Source organism: Segatella copri (genome assembly GCF_019249655.2).
Classification (GTDB): domain Bacteria; phylum Bacteroidota; class Bacteroidia; order Bacteroidales; family Bacteroidaceae; genus Prevotella.
Genome location: NZ_CP137557.1, coordinates 974,965 through 994,035, shown reverse-complemented (window position 1 = coordinate 994,035; position 19,071 = coordinate 974,965). Strand labels below are relative to the sequence as shown.

General features: G+C 46.1%; 13 protein-coding genes and 3 pseudogenes. 8 read left to right on the top strand and 8 right to left on the bottom strand.

Annotated features, from left to right (window positions below; genetic code table 11):
* Positions 1-311: 311 nt before the first annotated feature.
* Entirely contained in the window at positions 312-683 is a 372-nt protein-coding gene (locus tag KUA49_RS03665; RefSeq protein WP_218412979.1) for a hypothetical protein, read from the bottom strand.
* Positions 680-1,906 carry a site-specific integrase gene (locus KUA49_RS03660; RefSeq protein WP_412178603.1) on the bottom strand — a complete coding sequence of 409 codons (1,227 nt, stop codon included), beginning with the start codon at positions 1,904-1,906 and terminating at the stop codon, positions 680-682. The genes KUA49_RS03665 and KUA49_RS03660 overlap by 4 nt, the downstream gene beginning before the upstream one ends.
* A 526-nt stretch (positions 1,907-2,432) precedes the next feature.
* On the opposite strand from KUA49_RS03660, the gene KUA49_RS03655 reads away from it, so the two are divergent.
* Both KUA49_RS03655 and cysK read left to right on the top strand, forming a co-directional pair.
* On the top strand, positions 2,433-3,728 hold the full coding sequence (locus tag KUA49_RS03655) for an O-acetylhomoserine aminocarboxypropyltransferase/cysteine synthase family protein (RefSeq protein ID WP_006849406.1): 1,296 nt from the start codon (positions 2,433-2,435) through the stop codon (positions 3,726-3,728).
* Between the two features lie 78 nt (positions 3,729-3,806).
* Positions 3,807-4,754, top strand: a complete 948-nt coding sequence (gene cysK, locus KUA49_RS03650; RefSeq protein WP_218412977.1) for a cysteine synthase A — start codon at positions 3,807-3,809, stop codon at positions 4,752-4,754.
* Between the two features lie 166 nt (positions 4,755-4,920).
* On the opposite strand, the gene KUA49_RS03645 is transcribed toward cysK, so the two are convergent.
* Positions 4,921-5,343 (bottom strand): DUF4143 domain-containing protein, encoded by a 423-nt coding sequence (locus tag KUA49_RS03645; protein WP_256624866.1) that lies wholly within the window; start codon positions 5,341-5,343, stop codon positions 4,921-4,923.
* Between the two features lie 255 nt (positions 5,344-5,598).
* Between KUA49_RS03645 and KUA49_RS03640 the strand changes: the two are divergent.
* Positions 5,599-5,883, top strand: a pseudogene (locus KUA49_RS03640) (AAA family ATPase); the annotation flags it as partial.
* Positions 5,884-6,008: 125 nt separating this feature from the next.
* Complete coding sequence (locus KUA49_RS03635) at positions 6,009-6,515, top strand: hypothetical protein (RefSeq protein ID WP_218412983.1); 507 nt, start codon at positions 6,009-6,011, stop codon at positions 6,513-6,515.
* Between the two features lie 202 nt (positions 6,516-6,717).
* Here KUA49_RS03635 and KUA49_RS03630 read toward each other — a convergent pair whose 3' ends face one another.
* Positions 6,718-8,349 (bottom strand): beta-N-acetylhexosaminidase, encoded by a 1,632-nt coding sequence (locus KUA49_RS03630; RefSeq protein WP_256624864.1) that lies wholly within the window; start codon positions 8,347-8,349, stop codon positions 6,718-6,720.
* A 188-nt stretch (positions 8,350-8,537) separates the two neighbouring features.
* Here KUA49_RS03630 and KUA49_RS03625 point away from each other — a divergent pair, with 188 nt between their 5' ends.
* A complete protein-coding gene (locus tag KUA49_RS03625) occupies positions 8,538-11,771 on the top strand; it encodes a S41 family peptidase (RefSeq protein ID WP_218412976.1) in 3,234 nt (1,077 codons plus the stop codon).
* 117 nt (positions 11,772-11,888) lie between these two features.
* Here the strand turns inward: KUA49_RS03625 and KUA49_RS03620 are convergent, their stop codons facing one another.
* Positions 11,889-12,242, bottom strand: a complete 354-nt coding sequence (locus KUA49_RS03620; protein WP_089543800.1) for a DUF2023 family protein — start codon at positions 12,240-12,242, stop codon at positions 11,889-11,891.
* A gap of 81 nt (positions 12,243-12,323) precedes the next feature.
* The gene (gene fldA, locus KUA49_RS03615) at positions 12,324-12,818 is read right to left on the bottom strand and encodes a flavodoxin FldA (protein WP_218412975.1); all 495 of its coding nucleotides are present in this window, start codon (positions 12,816-12,818) and stop codon (positions 12,324-12,326) included.
* 279 nt (positions 12,819-13,097) lie between these two features.
* Between fldA and KUA49_RS03610 the strand changes: the two genes are divergently transcribed.
* A complete protein-coding gene (locus tag KUA49_RS03610; protein ID WP_218412974.1) occupies positions 13,098-14,327 on the top strand; it encodes an ATP-binding protein in 1,230 nt (409 codons plus the stop codon).
* A gap of 41 nt (positions 14,328-14,368) precedes the next feature.
* Here KUA49_RS03610 and KUA49_RS03605 read toward each other — a convergent pair whose 3' ends face one another.
* The gene (locus KUA49_RS03605; protein WP_218412973.1) at positions 14,369-15,676 is read right to left on the bottom strand and encodes a carcinine hydrolase/isopenicillin-N N-acyltransferase family protein; all 1,308 of its coding nucleotides are present in this window, start codon (positions 15,674-15,676) and stop codon (positions 14,369-14,371) included.
* A 239-nt stretch (positions 15,677-15,915) separates the two neighbouring features.
* Between KUA49_RS03605 and KUA49_RS03600 the strand changes: the two genes are divergently transcribed.
* Both KUA49_RS03600 and KUA49_RS03595 read left to right on the top strand, forming a co-directional pair.
* Positions 15,916-16,923, top strand: coding sequence for a helix-turn-helix transcriptional regulator (locus KUA49_RS03600; protein WP_218412972.1), 1,008 nt, complete (start codon positions 15,916-15,918; stop codon positions 16,921-16,923).
* Positions 16,920-17,012: pseudogene (locus KUA49_RS03595) on the top strand (exonuclease); the annotation flags it as partial. The gene KUA49_RS03600 and the pseudogene KUA49_RS03595, both read left to right, overlap by 4 nt.
* A 361-nt stretch (positions 17,013-17,373) precedes the next feature.
* On the opposite strand, the pseudogene KUA49_RS03590 reads toward KUA49_RS03595, so the two are convergent.
* Positions 17,374-18,882: pseudogene (locus KUA49_RS03590) on the bottom strand (AAA family ATPase).
* Between the last annotated feature and the right edge of the window lie 189 nt (positions 18,883-19,071).

The window sequence follows — 19,071 nt, the reverse complement described above, 5'->3', positions numbered from 1 at the left end:
ATACAAAACTCAAACCTACGCAGAATGGAGAAGTTTGAACCGACAGTGTTAAAAGATAGGAAATCAAGGTGTTTGATGTAGCTTTTGGGGATAAGGTAAAACGAAAAATCCCGAAGAAAGGCTTACAAAGAAACCATTCCTCGGGATGAACAAAAATGTATTCCTGCATGTCATACGTTTTACATGTCATACGATAAACATATAAAACGTATGACATCAAAAGTTCTGCTTTTTCTCACGACAACACTTCTCTATACGACAATGAATCAGTACGACAGCACCTCACTAAACTGCCAAGTATTCAATCATATTTAGCTAAAGGTGTTTGTACCTCCATAGAGTTGTAGGATTATGGTACTTTTCTCTTTTGCTCCGTACAATCTCTTGAGGATTGCATCACGAAGTTGTGCTGCGCCAAAAGAGTGGAGACGAAAGCTAATGGTAACTATCATCGGAAAACTATACAGCGTTTGCCAAACGCCAACGGAAGTTTTGTCCTTGCGTTGAACTTCTGACATAGACAGCATACCTTCCTTATATATGGCTCGTATCATAGAGTTGAGTTTGGGAGCTGTGGCATGAAATATATTCACCAACTCGCCTTCACCCATCCACAAGTTCTCTAAGTTGGACGGAATGGAAAGTGTCCCATTTCCGTCCATAGTGATAATTGTCCTTTTCATACCATTCCTCCTATTACAGGCAAATGCCCCTTGATTCGACTTTCAAAAACAGATATGTCATGGTCAAGTTTGTTACTTGTCACCTTGGCGTATATCTGTGTCGTGGTGATGTTCGTGTGACCGAGAATCTTGCTCACGCTCTCTATCGGCATACCATATTCTAAAGCCAAAACTGCCCAACTATGACGAGATACGTGGAACGAAACTTGCTTTTTGATACCACACATTGCAGCAACTCGCTTGATATGCTTATTGATAGTTCCATGGTCACCAATACGGAATAAGTGGCAGTCTTTTCTGAATGATTTGTATCTCTCAATAATCTGTATAGGTATATCCATCAGCTTGATTTGGAATGGTACACCTGTCTTCTGACGCTTCGACACAATCCAAGGAGCACCATTAACTATACAGATGTTGTTCTCCGTCAAGTTCTTGATGTCTATGAAAGAGATACCTGTCCAACAACCAAAAATGAAAAGGTCTCTCGCAAAAGCCATGTTTGGGTCTTCCAACTTTATCTCAGTCATGGCGGTTAGCTCGTCCAATGTCAAGAACTCACGTTCCTTGTGGTCTGGGTCAACATGGTACATGGCAAATGGATTTCTCGGTATCTTGCCATTGTAGTGTGCGGTCGTAACGATATGTTTCAGCGGAATGGAGTAAATCCAAATGGAGGACTGCGCAAGTCCTACCACATTCTTCAAGTACAGACAATAGTCACGGATGAACTCCTCGGTAAGCTCATTCATGGACATGTCGCTGCGCTTGTACTGATACTTGATGAACTCGGCAACATACTTTCTCACCGTTAGGTACTTGTTGTAAGTAGTCTTTGCCCTGTCCTTGCCGACACGCTTGGCAAAGGCGGCGTTCTCCTTGTCAAAAGCTCTGAGCAAAGTCTCGTACTCAGTGCCAATGCCTTGGTAGGCATTTCTCACCATTTCAGCGGTAACGAACGCCTCACGGTCGGAAAGACGTTGGTAATGCTTGGCGATTTGCGCCTTGATGTTGTCAAGCACGAAGTTCACCTCCTTGGCTTCCTTACTCTTACCTATGGCTCTGTTGCCCTTGGCATCCCAGATAGCCTTGGTAACGCTCTGCTTGCAACTGAACTGTGCGATAGTTCCGTTGATTGTCACACGTCCCATGATAGGGACAATTCCGTTTCTCTCCTTGCTTCCATTTACATAGAAGACTGTCTTGAAAGTGCATCTCATAATTCCTTACTTTTTTGTTCGGTGCAAAATTAAACTATGAGAGCTGCATGGCAAAATTGAAACCTACGCAGAATGGAGAAGATTGAACCGGCACCGTTAAAAATGCTTATTAGGGCGTTTCCATTGGGTAATGATTTGAAAGCGTTTCTACTTCTCTAATCTGCTTTTTCCTCATTTCCTTGTCACTGCCAACTAAAGCCAACGACTGCCACAACCACTTGAAACTCAAAACAAATGCTCTATTTCGCTATTTTTTGCCTTTTTAGGCGTTCTTTTCTGCTAAAAAATGCCTGAATACCACAAACGTGGTAGCAGGAATACTACTCATATGCTATTTCTGAATCCAAAAAATCGCCGTACCTTTGCAGCGTCAATCAGAACAAACAGCATGATGACTTTCAGAAGGACATCAGAATGTCTTTCAGAAGAATGTCTTTCAGAGAGAGAACATCAATCTGATTTCTGGGCGACAATTTATATAAATGAATAGATTGAATATTAACGTAAAATTAAAGAAAGGACATAGATTATGAGTACAGAAAAGAAACTTCGCTTTGAGACACTTCAGTTGCATGTAGGTCAGGAAAATCCAGATCCAGCTACCGACGCTCGTGCGGTGCCTATCTACCAGACCACAAGTTACGTGTTCCGCAACTCTCAGCACGCTGCCGATAGATTCGGACTCCGTGACGCAGGTAATATCTATGGTCGCTTGACCAACTCAACTCAGGGTGTATTCGAAGACCGTGTGGCTGCCCTCGAGGGTGGTGTAGCAGGTTTGGCTGTCGCTTCTGGTGCTGCCGCCGTTACCTACGCTCTGCAGAACATCCTTCAGAACGGCGACCACATCGTAGCTGCCGACAACATCTACGGTGGTACTTATAACCTCATCACTCATACATTATCCACACAGGGTGTCAGCTACACCATCGTGGATCCTCGCAACTTCGAGCAGGTAGAGGCTGCCATCCAGGACAATACCAAGGCACTCTATGCAGAGACCTTCGGAAATCCTAACTCAGATGTAACCGATATCGATAAGTTGGCAGAGATTGCCCATCGCCACAACATCCCATTGATTATCGATAACACCTTCGGCACTCCATACCTCATCCGTCCTATCGAGCACGGAGCAGATATCGTGGTTCACTCTGCAACTAAGTTCATCGGCGGTCACGGTTCATCTCTCGGTGGTGTCATCGTAGATGGCGGTAAGTTCGACTGGAAGGCAAATGCCGACAAGTTCCCTACTCTCGCTAAGCCAGACCCATCTTATCATGGTGCCGTATTCGCTGATGTAGCCGGAGCAGCAGCCTTCGTAACCCGAATCCGTGCGGTCATCCTTCGTGATACCGGTGCAACCATCTCTCCATTCAACGCCTGGATTCTTCTTCAGGGCTTGGAGACATTGAGCCTCCGTGTAGAGCGTCACGTTCAGAATGCATTGAAGGTAGTAGAGTATCTGGAGAATAACCCTAAGGTGGCTAAGGTTAATCACCCAGCCGTTCCTTCTCATCCAGACCACGAGCTTTACAAAAAGCTCTTCCCTAACGGCGGTGGCAGCATCTTCACCTTCGATATCAAGGGCGGCGAGAAAGAGGCATGGGAGTTCATCGACCACCTGCGCATCTTCTCTTTGCTGGCTAACGTAGCTGACGTGAAGTCACTGGTTATCCACCCAGCAACAACCACCCACTCTCAGTTGAGCCCAGAGGAATTGGAGGAGCAGCACATCTATCCTTCTACTGTTCGATTGAGCATCGGTATCGAGAACATCGACGACCTGATTGAGGCTCTCGATGAGGCATTTACCTACGTAAAGTAGTGATTAGTGAGTAGTGATTAGTGAGTAGTGATTAATTATTAGTGATTAATTATTAATGATTTAAATTAGAGTACAGTTATGGCAAAGATTTATAAACAGATTACTGATTTAATCGGTAAGACCCCATTGGTAGAATTGGGTAAGTATTCAGCATCCAAGAGTTTGGAGACTCCTGTAATTGCTAAGGTAGAATTCTTCAATCCTGGCGGAAGCGTAAAGGATCGTATCGCACTTGCGATGATTGAAGACGCTGAGCAGAAGGGTATCCTGAAACCAGGTGCCACCATCATCGAACCAACCAGCGGTAACACGGGTGTAGGCCTGGCTCTGGTATCAGCCGTAAAGGGCTACCACCTCATCCTCACCATGCCAGAAACCATGAGTGTGGAGCGCAGAAACCTGGTGAAGGCTTACGGCGCTGAAGTGAGACTGACCAGCGGCAAGGACGGAATGCCTGGTGCCATCAAGGCTGCCGAGGAACTCCGCGATTCCATTCCGGGTTCCGTGATTCTGGGACAGTTTACCAACCCAGCCAATCCTGCCAAGCACTATGCCACAACTGGACCAGAAATCTGGGCTGATACCGATGGCGAGATTGATATCTTCGTAGCCGGTGTAGGAACCGGTGGAACCATTTCGGGTATCGCCAAGTATCTGAAGGAGCAGAATCCTAACGTGAAGGTGATTGCCGTAGAGCCTGCCACATCGCCTGTATTGAACGGCGGACAGAGCGGTCCTCACAAGATTCAGGGCATCGGTGCCGGCTTCGTTCCAGAGACCTACTCTTCAGAATTCATCGATGAGGTATTGGATATTCAGAACGATGATGCCATCAAGGCAGGTCGTGAATTGGCTCAGACCGAGGGCCTCCTGGTAGGTATCTCATCAGGTGCCGCCGCCTTTGCAGCCACCGAGATTGCGAAGCGTCCTGAGAACAAGGGCAAGAAGATTGTTGCCCTCTTGCCAGATACTGGTGAGCGTTATTTAAGCACTGTACTCTATGCTTTCGAGGAGTATCCATTGTAATTCACAATCGGATATTATCTGAAGAAAGCAAAATCTATCATAATTTCCCCAACCCGCTTTTCATAGCAGGTTGGGGATTTTCATTTTTCGGAACTTCATATATATTTGCAAATGCGATACCACCGCCCTAACTACCTATTTTTATATAGTTAGGGCGAAGCTATCGCTAAAATTCAAGACCATTTACCGCATAAAGCGGTACGTTTGTAACCCAATCTCCCTGCTGATAATCATTCATAGAGATGCGATAGGCCTTCTTTGACCGGTTGTCTGCAACAAACTGGCGCAGGCTCTTTGCCTTGACTTTCGTCTCGGCTTTCACCTCCAGCGGAACAATCTCATCCTCCTCATCCTGGAGCAGAAAATCAATCTCCTGAGTACTATTGGTTTTGGCATAATAATACGGTTCATACCTGAGAACGAGCTGCTGCAAAACATACTGTTCCGTCAATGCTCCTTTGAATTCGGTAAAAATACTGTTGCCAGACACTATTGTCGCTGCCTTGAGATTAGACATCGCACCCAAAAGCCCAACATCCAGGACGAAGATCTTGAAGGCTGCCCGATTTTCATAACTGGCAAGTGGCAGTCGAGAAAAGGGGCAGTATCAGTTTAGAAAACGGACATTAAAATACCGTTTACCGCAAAAATACAAAGTAAAGTACCGCAAAAATACAAAGTAAAATACCGTTAAAACACAAAATAAAATACCACAAAAATACAAAATTATTTGTAGATTCCACTATTTATTACTATCTTTGCAAACAAAAACATATTGAATATGAAGTATTTAGATAGAATAGCAGACAGAATGCTCCAACTTCATTTGGAAGCCTTTGGAGGTAGAGTCTCTTACTATCACGACCGCTATGACCTGGAGGCAGACATCGTGCTTCATCTTGCAGATGGCCGCTATGCCTTGATAGAATGCAAGTTGGGTAGTCGGGAGATAGAAGATGGTGCCAAGCATCTCCTGCAACTACGGGATCTGATTCGTGAGAAGAACAAGACAGAGCATCAGATGCCACTCAGAGAGCCAGACCTGCTGATTGTCATGACAGGAGGCGAAATGGCTTATACCAGGGAAGATGGAGTAAAGGTTATACCTTTGGCTACATTAAAAGACTAAGAAAAGGGCACTCCACAAAAATATAGTTAGAAGGGGAACTACAAAAAATCAGATAGAACCTGATGAAGATGGTCTCCCTGAACTTAGACCCAAGATTGACTTTCACTTCTTAAGATAGCCATCCCATGACATACGAAGAATTCAAGCTATTGGCTGAGAGTCTGATGCACCAGGATGTCCAGTACCGCAAAAAGATGAAGGAGGAAGACGACTATCCGATGGATACCTTCTGCTATTATATCTCGGAGATTCCAATGGGACTGTTGCACTACGACCGCGAATGTCTTTCTGAAAGAGTGTATGACGGTGAGGGAAAACTGATCGACCGGTCTTACTGCTGTTCGGGTTTCAGTATCTACTATCCCGGAGTCTGCGATTCGCCAGCATACGACCGTCATCCTGACGAGACCTTCCGAGGCAGAAGCGCTGAACAGATCAGATTCAAGAAGGGTGACATCGTGGAAGTATATCGTGGCGATGAGGTGAAACTAGCCATCGTTGTCGATTCTCCGCTTACCACGGAATGGATCTGGGAGAGAAACCAGGCTGTCAAGGATAAAAGGGAATTGGATGAACTGCTATACGATGAGACGGATATGTCCCTTCTGTCATACCGACTCCGTAATAGGTGATGCCTCCGGCTTCCCTATCACCAAGGAATTCTTGAAGAAAATGAAGAAGAGATGGTTCTAGGGCGTTTTTTCAATGTTTTCATCTATCTTCCTCCCTATCACATGGGGGCAGTATCAGTTTTAAAAACGGACATTAAAATACAAGAACTCCGCCCTAACAACCTCGAAAAAAGGGGAGTTAGGGCGGAGCTATCTACAAATATCACTTCTTTTCTTCCAGATGCTTCTTCACGGCATCCTCGATATCAGCCTTGTAATTCAAGCCGTAAAGGCGATACAAATCCTGCATATGGAGCATGCGAGGGAGGAAGTTCTCCAAGTTTCGCTTGTCCTTAGCAGTCCACTGAACCTCAGAAAGGGCGGCAAGTCTTGGCAGCAACTCCCACTCCATCTTCTCGGCATCCTTCACCCACTCAGTCCAGATACAACCCTCGGCACCGATGATGTTCTTCTGCTCGGCAGGAGTCAGCTTATCAGAGCAAGGCTCCAGATCATATACGCGCTGGATGCTAGGAATACCCTCTATCTTGTTGATGCGAGGATTGCTGAAATAGAAATTGGTGATAGGAGCCACGATGGTAGGATGACCCTCACGGGCTGAACGGATGCTGGCATTCACACTGGTCCAACCGCAAACGGTGATGTCCTTGGATGGAGTTCCTTCCAGAATCTCATCCCAACCCATCATCTTTCTGCCACGATTTCTGATCTGCTTCTCTATCTCACCCATAAACCAGGTCTGCAACTGCTCTTCCTTGCTGTGCTTAGGAAGTTCCTGAATGCCAAGCTCCTCTATCTTCTTCTGACAGTTCCCGCAAACCTTCCAGCGGTTCTTTGGGCACTCGTCGCCACCAATATGAATATACTCTGATGGGAAAATGTCCATGATCTCATCCATCACGTCCTTGGCAAACTGAAGAGTCTGAGTCTTACCGGCACACAACACATCCTCGAATACGCCAAAGCGGGTAGCCACCTCGTAAGGACCACCCGTGCAGCCCAACTCAGGATAAGAAGCCAGGGCAGCCAGCATGTGGCCCGGCATATCCACCTCAGGAATCACGGTGATGTATCTGTCGGCAGCATACTTCACGATTTCGCGAGCCTCATCCTGGGTATAATAGCCCGATACAGGAACGCCGTCAAACTCATTCTTGTTGGTTGGCAGGATAGTTTCCTTGCGCTTGGAACCAATCTGGGTAAGCATCGGATACTTCTTGATTTCAAGACGCCAGCCCTGGTCCTCGGTAAGATGCCAGTGGAAATAATTGATGTTGTGCATCGCAAACACATCAATTAGCTTCTTGAGATAAGGAACGCTGAAATAATGGCGGCCCACATCTATCATAAACGCACGGTAGGCAAAGCGAGGCGCATCCTTCACCTCTACGGCTGGCAGGGAAACACTCTTCACATCCTTGGCAATAGGCAAAGCCTTCATCACACTCTGGATGCCGTAGAAGATACCCACATGAGAGGTGGCAGAAATGGTGATGCCCGCCTTGTTCACCACCAGGGAATAAGCCTCAGATTTTGGGTCGCCGGCATTCAGAGCCAGACGAATCTGCTTCTTCTCCTGCTTATCAGTAGTCTTCACCTCGATACCGGTTACCTCCTTGATATGAGATGCCAGGAACTCGGCATCCTTCTTCTGCTTCTCATCGCCAGCAGCGTAATAAATAGTTGTCTTTGAAGTAATTTTGAACGGAGCTGCCTCCACCTCCTTCACCTGCTCTGGTAAAGGAACGATTTGCCAACTTCCCATGTTCAAATCCTTGGCAGAAAGAGAAAGGCTTGCCAAGAGAGCCACAGTTAGAATGATTCTTCGTAACATAATTTTTGTATAATAGGTTTTAAATTAGTGCAAAATTACGATTATATCTCGAAAGAATGGCATTCATGCTACAGAAATATCGACTTATATACCAAAATTAACCTATTTTTGAATTTTAAAACCTATCAAACCGATATTTTGTTGTACCTTTGCAGCAATAATCGACTCATAATGATAAACTATATAGTATGAAGAAACTGTTCCTGAGCGCTGCCCTCCTGGCAGCATCTCTGGCATCCCAGGCCCAGCAGGGTCCACTGTGGATGCGCTACCCGGCCATCTCGCCCGATGGCTCTACCATCGCCTTTGCCTACAAGGGCGACCTCTATTGCGTTCCTGCCCAGGGTGGCGAGGCACGCCAGTTGACTACCCATGCCGCCTACGATTCGCAGCCTATCTGGAGTCCCGACGGCAAGAAGATTGCCTTCGTCTCTACCCGAGAAGGCAGCATGGATGTGTACGTCATCTCTGCCAAGGGCGGTGCGCCAACCCGACTCACCACCCACAGCGGCAAGGAGACACCTATCGCCTTCAAGGACAACGACCACGTGCTCTTCGCTGCCAATATCATGCCTACTGCCCAGAGCAACCTGTTTGCATCCAATGAGTTCTCGCAGGTTTACGAGGTAAGTACCCAGGGCGGTCGTCCAAAACTGTATTCCGTTCTGCCGATGGAAAACATCAGCATCAACAAGAACGGACAGGTGCTCTACCACGACAAGAAAGGTTACGAGGATGCATGGCGCAAGCACCACACCTCACCTATCACCCGAGACATCTGGATGCTCGACAACGGAAAATACCAGAAGCTCACCACCTTCAAGGGCGAAGACCGCAACCCGGTATGGGCAGCCGATAACCAGAGCTTCTATTATCTGAGCGAGCAGGATGGTTCCTTCAATGTATATCGCCGCAACATCGCCAGCGGAAAGGATACCCAGATAACCCACGAAAAGAAGAATCCTATCCGATTCCTCACCTCTTCTGATAGCGGCCTGCTCTGCTATGGCTTCGATGGCGAAATCTATACCGTAAAGGAAGGCGGACAGCCTCAGAAGGTCAGCATCTCCATCACCACCGACAATGAGGAGCCAAGCCTCATCCGCCAGGTGCAGTCGTGGGGAGCCACCGAGATAGCCCTTTCTCCTGATGCCAAGGAAGTAGCCTTCGTGATGCACGGCGATGTATATGTTACATCTACAGAATACAAGACCACCAAGCGCATCACCGATACTCCTCAGCAGGAGCGCAACCTGAGCTTTGCCCCAGATGGAAGAAGTCTGGTCTATGCCTCCGAGCGCAATGGTGTATGGCAGATTTTCCAGGCTAAGATCAAGAACGAGAAGGAAAAGAACTTTACTTACTGCACCGACATTGAAGAGGAGCAGCTTACCAAGACCAACATTACTTCGCAGTATCCAGCCTACAGTCCTGACGGCAAGGAAGTGGCTTTCTACGAAGACCGTGCCGCCCTCCGCATCATCAATCTGAAATCGAAGGAAGTGCGCACCGTGCTCGACGGCAAATACAATTTTTCTTATGCCGATGGCGACATCTGGTTTGAATGGAGCCCAGACAGCAAGTGGATTATGTGCAGCTACATAGGCACCGGCGGCTGGAACAACACCGACATAGCCGTGGTGAAGGCCGATGGCAAGGAGGTGCATAACGTAACCAACAGCGGCTACAGCGACGGCAACGGAAAGTGGGTGCTCGGCGGAAAGGCAATGCTCTTCGAGAGCGACCGTGCCGGATATCGCAGTCACGGTTCATGGGGAGCAGAAAACGATGCCTATCTCATGTTCTTCGACCTCGATGCCTACGACCGCTTCCGCATGAGCAAGGAGGAACTGGAACTTGCCGAGGCTAACAAGGACCTGAAGGAGAAGAATGCCGATGAGAAGGAGGAGAAGAAGAAGGAAGAAAAGAAGAAGAAGGAGGAGAAGACTGGCAAGATAGAGGTGGATAAAGTAAAACCGCTGGAGCTAGACTTCGACAACTGCCGCGACCGCATCGTCCGTCTCACCGTCAACTCATCCAACATGGGTGACGCCATCCTCGACTCAAAAGGCGAGAAGATATATTACCAGGCAGCCTTCGAAGGTGGCTACGACCTCTGGTGCCACAACCTGAAGGAAGGCAGCACCACCCTGATGATGAAGGGTATCGGTGGCGGCGGCTTCGTTGCCGACAAGGACATCAAGAACCTCTTCCTCTGCAACGGCAGCAGCATCAAGAAGATAGACCTGGGCAGCAGGGCTACCAAGAACATCGCCTTCGAGGCTCCGTTCAACTACAAGCCAGCCGAGGAGCGCCAGTATCTCTTTGACCATATATGGCGCCAGGTGGACGACAAGTTCTACGATCCTAACATGCAGGGCGTGGACTGGGCATACTATCGCAAGGTGTATGAGAAGTTCTTACCTTATATTAATAACAACTTCGACTTTGCCGAGATGCTGAGCGAGATGCTGGGCGAACTGAACGCCAGTCATACGGGTTGCCGCTACTATGGTGGCACGGCATCGCTTTCTACCGCAGCCCTCGGAGCCTTCTTCGACCCTAACTACGAGGGCGACGGTCTGAAGATTCAGGAAGTAATCAAGCGTGGTCCTTTCGCCGTGAAGAAGAATGAGGTTACCGCCGGCTGCATCATCGAGAAGATTGACGGCGAGGCTATCAAGGCGGGCGAGGATTACAACGCATTGCTCGATGGCAAGGTCGGCAAGAACGTACGCCTCACCATCAAGAACACCAAGGGCAAGACTTTCGTTCTCACCATCAAGGCGATTTCGCAGGGCAATCAGCAGGAGCTGCTCTACAAACGCTGGGTAGATAGAAACCGTGCCATCGTGGACAGTGTATCAAAGGGCAGAATCGCCTATGTTCACGTAAAGGCGATGAACAGCGAGAGCTTCCGCACCGTATATAGCGAACTCTTGAGCGACAAGAACCGCAACAAGGATGCCGTAATCGTGGATGAGCGTCACAATGGTGGCGGCTGGCTGCACGACGACCTCTGCACCCTGCTCAGCGGCAAGCAGTATCAGGATTTTGTGCCTCACGGCAAGGTGGTGGGCAAGGACCCATTCAACAAGTGGACCAAGCCTTCCTGCGTATTGATTTGCGAGGACGACTACAGCAACGGTCATGGTTTCCCATGGGTATATAAGGAGTTGGGCATCGGCAAGCTGATTGGTACGCCGGTGGCTGGAACAATGACTGCCGTATGGTGGGAGACGCTGATGGACCGCAGTCTGGTATTCGGTATTCCTCAGGTAGGTTGCCGCGACATGCGTGGCACCTTCGGCGAGAACACCACCCTTTATCCACATGTAGAGGTGTATAACTCTCCAGAGGATTACATCACCGGTCATGACACCCAGCTCATCAGAGCCGTGGAGGAAATGATGAAAAAGTAAGGAAAAGGAATTATTCCGAAAATTGTCTTATACATGAAAAGAGCGTGATCGCCAAATGAGGCAATCACGCTCTTTCGCTATTAACATTATAATATTCCGAGGGATGAAAGAAAAAACTTAGCAAACTTTCTTCTTGCGCTCACAATAGCGTTCGCATTGGGCACAGATATCATATCCCAGCATGGCACCCAGGATGAAATCCTCTTCCGGCGTAAGCTGGCACAGCGGTTTGGTAACAATCATGCGGATAGCATCCAGACATTCCTTCTTACCAAAGAAGAGATTCAACCGATCGTTGCCAACCGGCTGGATGATATAATCAATGTTCTGACGCTCTAATCTTGTTATGGCAAAAGACTCATATTTCCTGTTGAAGGTATAGAGCACCAGGCGGCGCACGCCCTTCTTATATTCATATATATGATTCATCAGAACCTTCAAATCTACTGGTGTTGCGATTTCCTGCTGCATACTATCCGAATTTATTGTATTTAAATCAAGAATCAGAGAATTCCGTCATTCTCCAATTCTTGAAAAATATTTTAGAAAAAATTATAACGCTGGTTTGATGGCCTCAAGCCAGGCATCGATGCGCTCCTCAGTCTTGTCGTCCTCATTCACCTCGTCGAGTGCGAGTCCCAAGAACTTGCCGTCCTCAATCGCCTCACTGTCATCATAGGTGTATCCATCAGTAGAAACACCAGGCAATACGGTAGCACCAGCCTCAACAGCAGCATCATAGAGCTCCTTCATGCCACCGCAGAATGTATCAGGGTAAGACTCGCTGTCGCCACAACCAAACAGGGCCACAGTCTTGCCTGCCAAGCCGACACTCTTCAGCGTCTTCACGCCATCATACCAGTCATCCTGCATCTCGCCGGCACCCCATGTAGAAGTACCGAGAAGAAGATTCTCATGACTTGCGACAGTAGCATCATCGATGTTAGCTACATCTACAGCTTCCACGCCCAACTTAGAGGCGATGGTTTCGGCAATCGACTGGCATGAGCCAGTGGAAGAGCCATAAATTACGATAGTTGTTTTCATTTGTCCTTAATCTCTTTTAGTTACATTTTTATTTCCGGGTGCAAAGTTACATCCTTTTTCCGGAATCTGCAATACCTAAAAATGATGGTTTCCTAGAAATACCTAGATATGGGGATAGGAGAAAAGTTCTAGGATGGTTTATCCTAAAACTTCCGGAATTTGAGGAGTTTTAGGACGATTTATCCTAAAACTTTCTTAAATTTTATACTTTTAGGATGATTTATCCTAAAAAAATAGTATCTTCGCAGCAAATATATAATCAAAGAACAATGAAATGATATGAAACGAATAGAAAGAACGGAATATCTCAATAAGCTGATTGCTTTCAAAGACAAGTCTCTTATCAAAGTGATAACCGGCATTCGCCGTTGCGGAAAATCCACCATTATGGAGATTTATCGTGACTGGCTTAAGAAGCAAGGTGTCCATGACGACCAAATCATCTATCTCAATTTCGAGGATTACGACTTCTATGAGCTTCGCAATCCACATAATTTATATGCTTATATCAAGCCATTGGTTCATCAAGACAAGATGACTTATATCTTCTTTGATGAGATACAACATGTGGAAGATTTCCCAGACATCATCAACAGTCTCAACCTGAAGCCAACAGTAGATCTCTATATTACGGGGTCGAATGCATATATGCTGTCAAGCGAAATCGCCACATTATTATCCGGAAGATATGTGGAAATCGCCATGCTTCCCCTTTCATTCAGAGAGTATGTAGAAGGCATCGGCGGAACCGACAATCTTCCAAAAGCCTATACAGACTACATCACAAGGAGCAGTTTTCCATATACCCTTGAACTGGATACTCCCGCTGAAATCGGCGACTACCTGAATGGTGTATATAACACCATTGTGGTAAAGGATATCATGAGCAGGAAGAAATTACCCGACGTCATGATGCTGGAAAGTGTTATCCGTTTTACAGCAGACAACATCGGCAACATCCTATCCACCAAGCGTATAGCCGACATCATGACTGCCGACGGAAGAAAAATAGACCAGAAAACCGTGGAACGATATCTGACTGCACTCTGCGAAACCTTCTTCGTATATGAAACCAAAAGATACAACATCAAGGGTAAGCAGCTGCTCAAGACACTGGGTAAATATTATCTTGTGGATATCGGTTTGAGAAGAATGCTCCTAGGTTCCCGCTCATTCGATGCCGGCCGCATCCTGGAGAACATCGTTTATCTGGAACTACTCCATCGCCAGCAGAAAGTATATATCGGAAAGATGGATAATCTGGAAGTAGATTTTGTAGCAATTGATGAAAATGATATCACGTATTACCAGGTAGCAGCCACCGTTAGAGATGAGGCTACCTTAAAACGTGAATTGGCATCTCTTCAGCAAATCAATGACCAATATCCTAAGTATATCCTTACACTCGATGAAGACCCTACTGCCGATTACAACGGTATCAAGAGAATCAATGCCCTAAGATGGCTGATGGGAGAAATAGAGTTGAGCCAAAAGAAGGTTTGGAAGTGACCTCATAGAGGTCACTTCTTCGTTCTGTTGGGTGCTTCTGCCTATTTTAAGTTGAACGTAAATTTATTCTTATAGTCTCGATTCACACAGACCGTAGCCTTGCGCTGAGAAAGATTATACACCACCGACCACTGGGTATGGCTCGTAGGATTGCCCGGAGTTTCTGCCTGACTCACGCCATTGAGCAGATTCATGGCTCCTTCCTCAGACAACTGATTGTTGTTCTGCTTGATGACGAATTCCATTATGTCATAGCGGGTCTTGCCGTGGTTCGAGAGCTTCGGACCTTTATCAGAACATGCCATGGTTTCAGATACATAGAAGTTGCTGGCATAGCGCTTTTCTATCACCTCGCGGGTGTTTGGTAAAATGTCAGGATATTTAAAATAAGTCTTGCCATCCTCACCCGTATATTCATCGTCTATGTAAATCTTGCTCTGATGCTCCTTATCATACACGAATTCTACGATGGCATAACGGCCCGTGGCATCTGCCATGTAGAAATGATAGTTGCCGTCGTTATCCGGTATCCAGAGATCATATCCGTCCAGAATCTTGAGAGCTTCATCCACAGTTCTGGCATGATCCAACATCATGCGCAAGGCAACGGTTGTAGTCAATTTCTTTCCCGTACTAGCCTGCTGGGTCGGTTTGCCGTCGAGATGGAGCACGGAAACGGCAAAGCCAGCCTCGTTCATACCGTCCATCAGGAGATATGGGAATGCCATGATATAGGATAGGTCTTGCGTCTTATTCTTCTCAAACTCAGCCTTGTTATATAGGATGTAATGCCAGAGATCCTGTCGGTAACCTATCCAGTAGGCATCCACCATACTGATGGATTTCAGTCCGCCTTCGGGTGCCGTACGAACCAGGGCAGCTGCTATCGGTTCATTATCATGGGAGTAATCAAAGTTGCGCCCCATCAGATAATCGCCCGTATCGGGTGTCGTCACGGCAAAGGCACTGCAGCCTGCATCCAGCTTAACCCTTGCCTTGAGCCAGGATGGCGTCTTGTCGCAGAGGGTTTTCAATACGGCACCAATCAGATGGGTGTTGTCGGTGAGATTGAATCCTGATATGGTAGGGAGTTTATAATCCTCCGTATAGTCAAGATAGAAGAATCTTCCGTCTTTCAAGTCCTGGATAGACCTTACCATCTCCAGTTTCTTGGCATCGGTCAGCAGACTGGCCGGTACGTCCTGATAGTGAGCCTGGTTGTATACTTCTTCTGGGTCATCATCGCTGCACGAAGACACCATAACCATGAAGAAGGTAAAGCAGAAAGTTAAGCATGCAAACATTAGCCACTGAATGCGCTTGCTGTTGAAAGTATTGTTTCTTTTCATAATTAGTGATATTTAAAAGATGAATGATTCATTTTTTTTCGATGCAAAAGTAATGGAAAATAAGGTTCGATATGGGAAAAAATACCCTGAAAAATACTGATTTTTTAGGAAAACGGGAAAAAATAACCTCAAAAGCCGTCAAAATCACAGATTTTTATTATCTTTGCACGGTAATGCTAAGCAAAGCTAAGCAATGCAAAGCAATTCATCTATCAATAATGAATATATCCCTACGGAGTATGAAAGCAAAGAACTCAATAAGAACCAAGTTACGCAGGTTGGGATTCTCCTTGCTGAAGAGGGAATCCAATTACCTCGATCGCCAGCGCCAATGGCTTCTGGTATGTTTTGCCGTGATGCTTTCTCTAGGCATCCTGTCTAATATCCTGGGGGTGTCGGGAGCCTTCGATCCATTTTTTACAGCATCCAACATCGTCTTTCTGGTAGTTGTGGTGTCCTCGTTCGCTGCCTATCTCTTGGGTAAGATAGGGGTGGTGAAAGGGATAACCTTCCTTGCAGTAGCAACCCAGGTTTTCATAGGCATGGATATTCTGTATAGTGCCTTCGTGCCTACCTTGAAAGATAATACGATGGTAATTCTCATCAACATGCTCATTCTTGCCGGCAACATGTTTTTCTCGCTGGCAGCTTATCAGGCTCGTCTTACCCGCTGGCTGGTAGGCATAGCCTTGGGAGTTTACCTAGTCTGTGTGATAGTTACGGGCAATGAATCACTGCGTAATTATTTCTTTATGATGCTGTTGATACTGCTGTTTATCAGTGTGCTGAGTCTGGGCATTGCCCGAAATGGCGAGTATCTGGTAAATGCCAATAAAATATTGCAGCGAGAAGAGGAGGAACTGCTCCAGGTGTTGAGAATCAACAAGAAGCAGATTAAGGCATACGTGGCATTGGCCAAGGAGCGGCATGATGTGAAGCAGACCGAGCATTTGCTGGATTTGCTGGGTGAGGCATCGCAGAAGAATGTGATAGATAATGTATTGCAGTATATTCAGACCCGGGAATTGAGCAAGCAGAATCTGGAGCGTGTTTTTCCGGAATTGAGTTCATCTGAGAGGGAAATCTGTTATCTCATCCTGCAGAATAAGAAGTTGAGTGAAATCGGTATCCTGCTCAATAAGACAGAATCCAATATCACCACCCAGCGTGGCAATATCCGAAAGAAGCTGGGGATGAATCCTTCTGATAATCTGCAGAAAGTATTAGAAAAGAGGATAAGGGAATGAAAGATTTTGCAGCAATAGATTTCGAAACGGCCAACCAGCAGCGTACAAGCGTCTGCTCGGTGGGCATTGTGATAGTGAGGGATGGCAAGAGAGCTGCTATAAATAACAGTCTATATCTTGCCGATAAAGTATAAAAAAGCATAATTTCGGCAGAATATAATATACTATATTTTGCCGCAATCTTCAACAATCCGGAAGATAGCAAAAAGGTAGTACGTTTATTGGCAACCCGCCATTCCGGTTTCACTCGTGAAGAAATCAGCCAAGCCACAGGTCTCCCTCTGGGAGGAGGTTTGTCTAACACCCTTGCAGCTTTGGCTGAAAGTGATTTCATCACAAGCTATTCGCCATACGGGATGCCCAAAAGTACAACATACTATAAACTGATAGACAACTTCTGTCTCTTTTGGCAGAAATACGTAGAACCCCATGGAAAGGAAAATGCTACAATCAACACACCACTTCCTCCATTCTCACCAACTTGCCAGCAACAAACTGCATGATGATTTTATGGAGCGTTGTACCTTGGCGAAGAGCCTCAACCCTTGGAGCCATGGCATATCGCTTGATTTGTTCCTCTGCCGCTTGCCTTTGTGCTTCTGCCTTGGAAAGTTTGCCATCCTCAGGCTTTGCCTCATAATCTTTCTTTGGCAACACCTTCAGTTCCAATATATAACTATGTTTGGTTGCATAATGTGTAAGAAAAAATTATTGCTCCAACAAACAATCATAATACTGCTTACGAACATTATTGTTTGGAATACCCAATATCAGCATATCACCGAAAGTATCCTTTATAGTAAGCATACCATAATAGAACAGCAGACTGGTGAATGTTTGAGGATTAGTCAACCTACTGGCAGGGAATGTCTCTTCCAGGGTTGTCACAATCTGCCCCGTCTCAGCTATCGTACGGATGACACCCTTGCGGTCGCCATCCAACTTATCCAACTGAAGAAGTTTCTTCATTTTATTATAATCAGTCCTCGTGTTTGGATCTATCATCAGGTCAGGTGCCTGTCCATAGTCCATATAATTTCGGAGATAATAAATGACCATATCACAATTGAACACCTTGCTTTGAGTTTCCAGAGCTTTCTTGGAGAAACAATAGTTATCATACCAAGGCTTCATCTCGTCTATCATCACCTCGATATCACTTGTTGCAGGAATGCCCCCTACCTCTTTATAATAAGCAAACATCTTGCGTACTTCCTCCATGGAGAAGCCTAACATCTGATTAAATTCCGGCTTGGTAGAGATATGCCAGCCTATATTGAACCCACTCGTCACATCGTCTAAGGTAACAGGACTGACACCAGTGATGAAAATACGCTCAAACATGCCCTTGAACTTCTTGAAGACATCACGATAGAAGCCGTCGGCATGGGTGATTGCCCAATATACATTCTCCCCCTGCTCATTGAGCACGGTATTGGTGAAATTGTCGTATTCATCGATTATCAGATAGAGAGGAATGCTCCTGGCTGCTGTCTCATCTTGAAGCAAAGCCAGTTTCTCCGTAGCAGAATCAGACTTAAAGAACTTCTCCTTTATATCTGCTGGATAAAACTCTTGGTAAACACGCATGAAGCCATCCAATTTGACACGCATATATATATCGAAGTTTTCTTCCAACTTGTCAATACTACCGCCTACATACGAGAAATCAAGGTGAAGAACCTGATACCTTCCCTGTAAGGGAGTAGGATGCTTACCTACCCATAAATCACCGAAAAGAGTTTGGAATTTCTCTTTTTTGCTACAGTCATAGTAAGCATGGAGCATACTCAGGAATATGCTTTTACCGAACCGACGTGGACGGATGAAGATGATGTTGCTAGGCTGGTTTTCCAACAAAGGCAGATACATCGTCTTATCCACATAATATTGATTTTGTTCTATAACAGCCTCAAAGTCATTGATACCGTAAGGCAAACGTTTCACATTCTGCTTCATAATTGCTCCTTTTCTAGTTGAGTAAGTGGTTACGACAGAAATCTATCAGATATAGCCAATATCATGCTTCATTCTGTCTCAGGCACACTATTTTGTGCAAAGATAAACAAAAAGCATGAAACCCGCAAGAGATTTCGTACTTTTTATATGTTTTTGGGTACCATTTATGAGTAAGCAACGTTTTTGCAT

Bases quoted from the DNA above. Each gene is read 5' to 3' on its own strand.
- KUA49_RS03620 (WP_089543800.1), bottom strand. From the start codon at position 12,242: ATGCAGCAGGAAATCGCAACACCAGTAGATTTGAAGGTTCTGATGAAT.
- KUA49_RS03605 (WP_218412973.1), bottom strand. From the start codon at position 15,676: ATGAAAAGAAACAATACTTTCAACAGCAAGCGCATTCAGTGGCTAATG.
- fldA (WP_218412975.1), bottom strand. From the start codon at position 12,818: ATGAAAACAACTATCGTAATTTATGGCTCTTCCACTGGCTCATGCCAG.
- KUA49_RS03600 (WP_218412972.1), top strand. From the start codon at position 15,916: ATGAAAGCAAAGAACTCAATAAGAACCAAGTTACGCAGGTTGGGATTC.
- KUA49_RS03625 (WP_218412976.1), top strand. From the start codon at position 8,538: ATGAAGAAACTGTTCCTGAGCGCTGCCCTCCTGGCAGCATCTCTGGCA.
- KUA49_RS03630 (WP_256624864.1), bottom strand. From the start codon at position 8,349: ATGTTACGAAGAATCATTCTAACTGTGGCTCTCTTGGCAAGCCTTTCT.
- KUA49_RS03655 (WP_006849406.1), top strand. From the start codon at position 2,433: ATGAGTACAGAAAAGAAACTTCGCTTTGAGACACTTCAGTTGCATGTA.
- KUA49_RS03665 (WP_218412979.1), bottom strand. From the start codon at position 683: ATGAAAAGGACAATTATCACTATGGACGGAAATGGGACACTTTCCATT.
- KUA49_RS03610 (WP_218412974.1), top strand. From the start codon at position 13,098: ATGAAACGAATAGAAAGAACGGAATATCTCAATAAGCTGATTGCTTTC.
- cysK (WP_218412977.1), top strand. From the start codon at position 3,807: ATGGCAAAGATTTATAAACAGATTACTGATTTAATCGGTAAGACCCCA.
- KUA49_RS03635 (WP_218412983.1), top strand. From the start codon at position 6,009: ATGACATACGAAGAATTCAAGCTATTGGCTGAGAGTCTGATGCACCAG.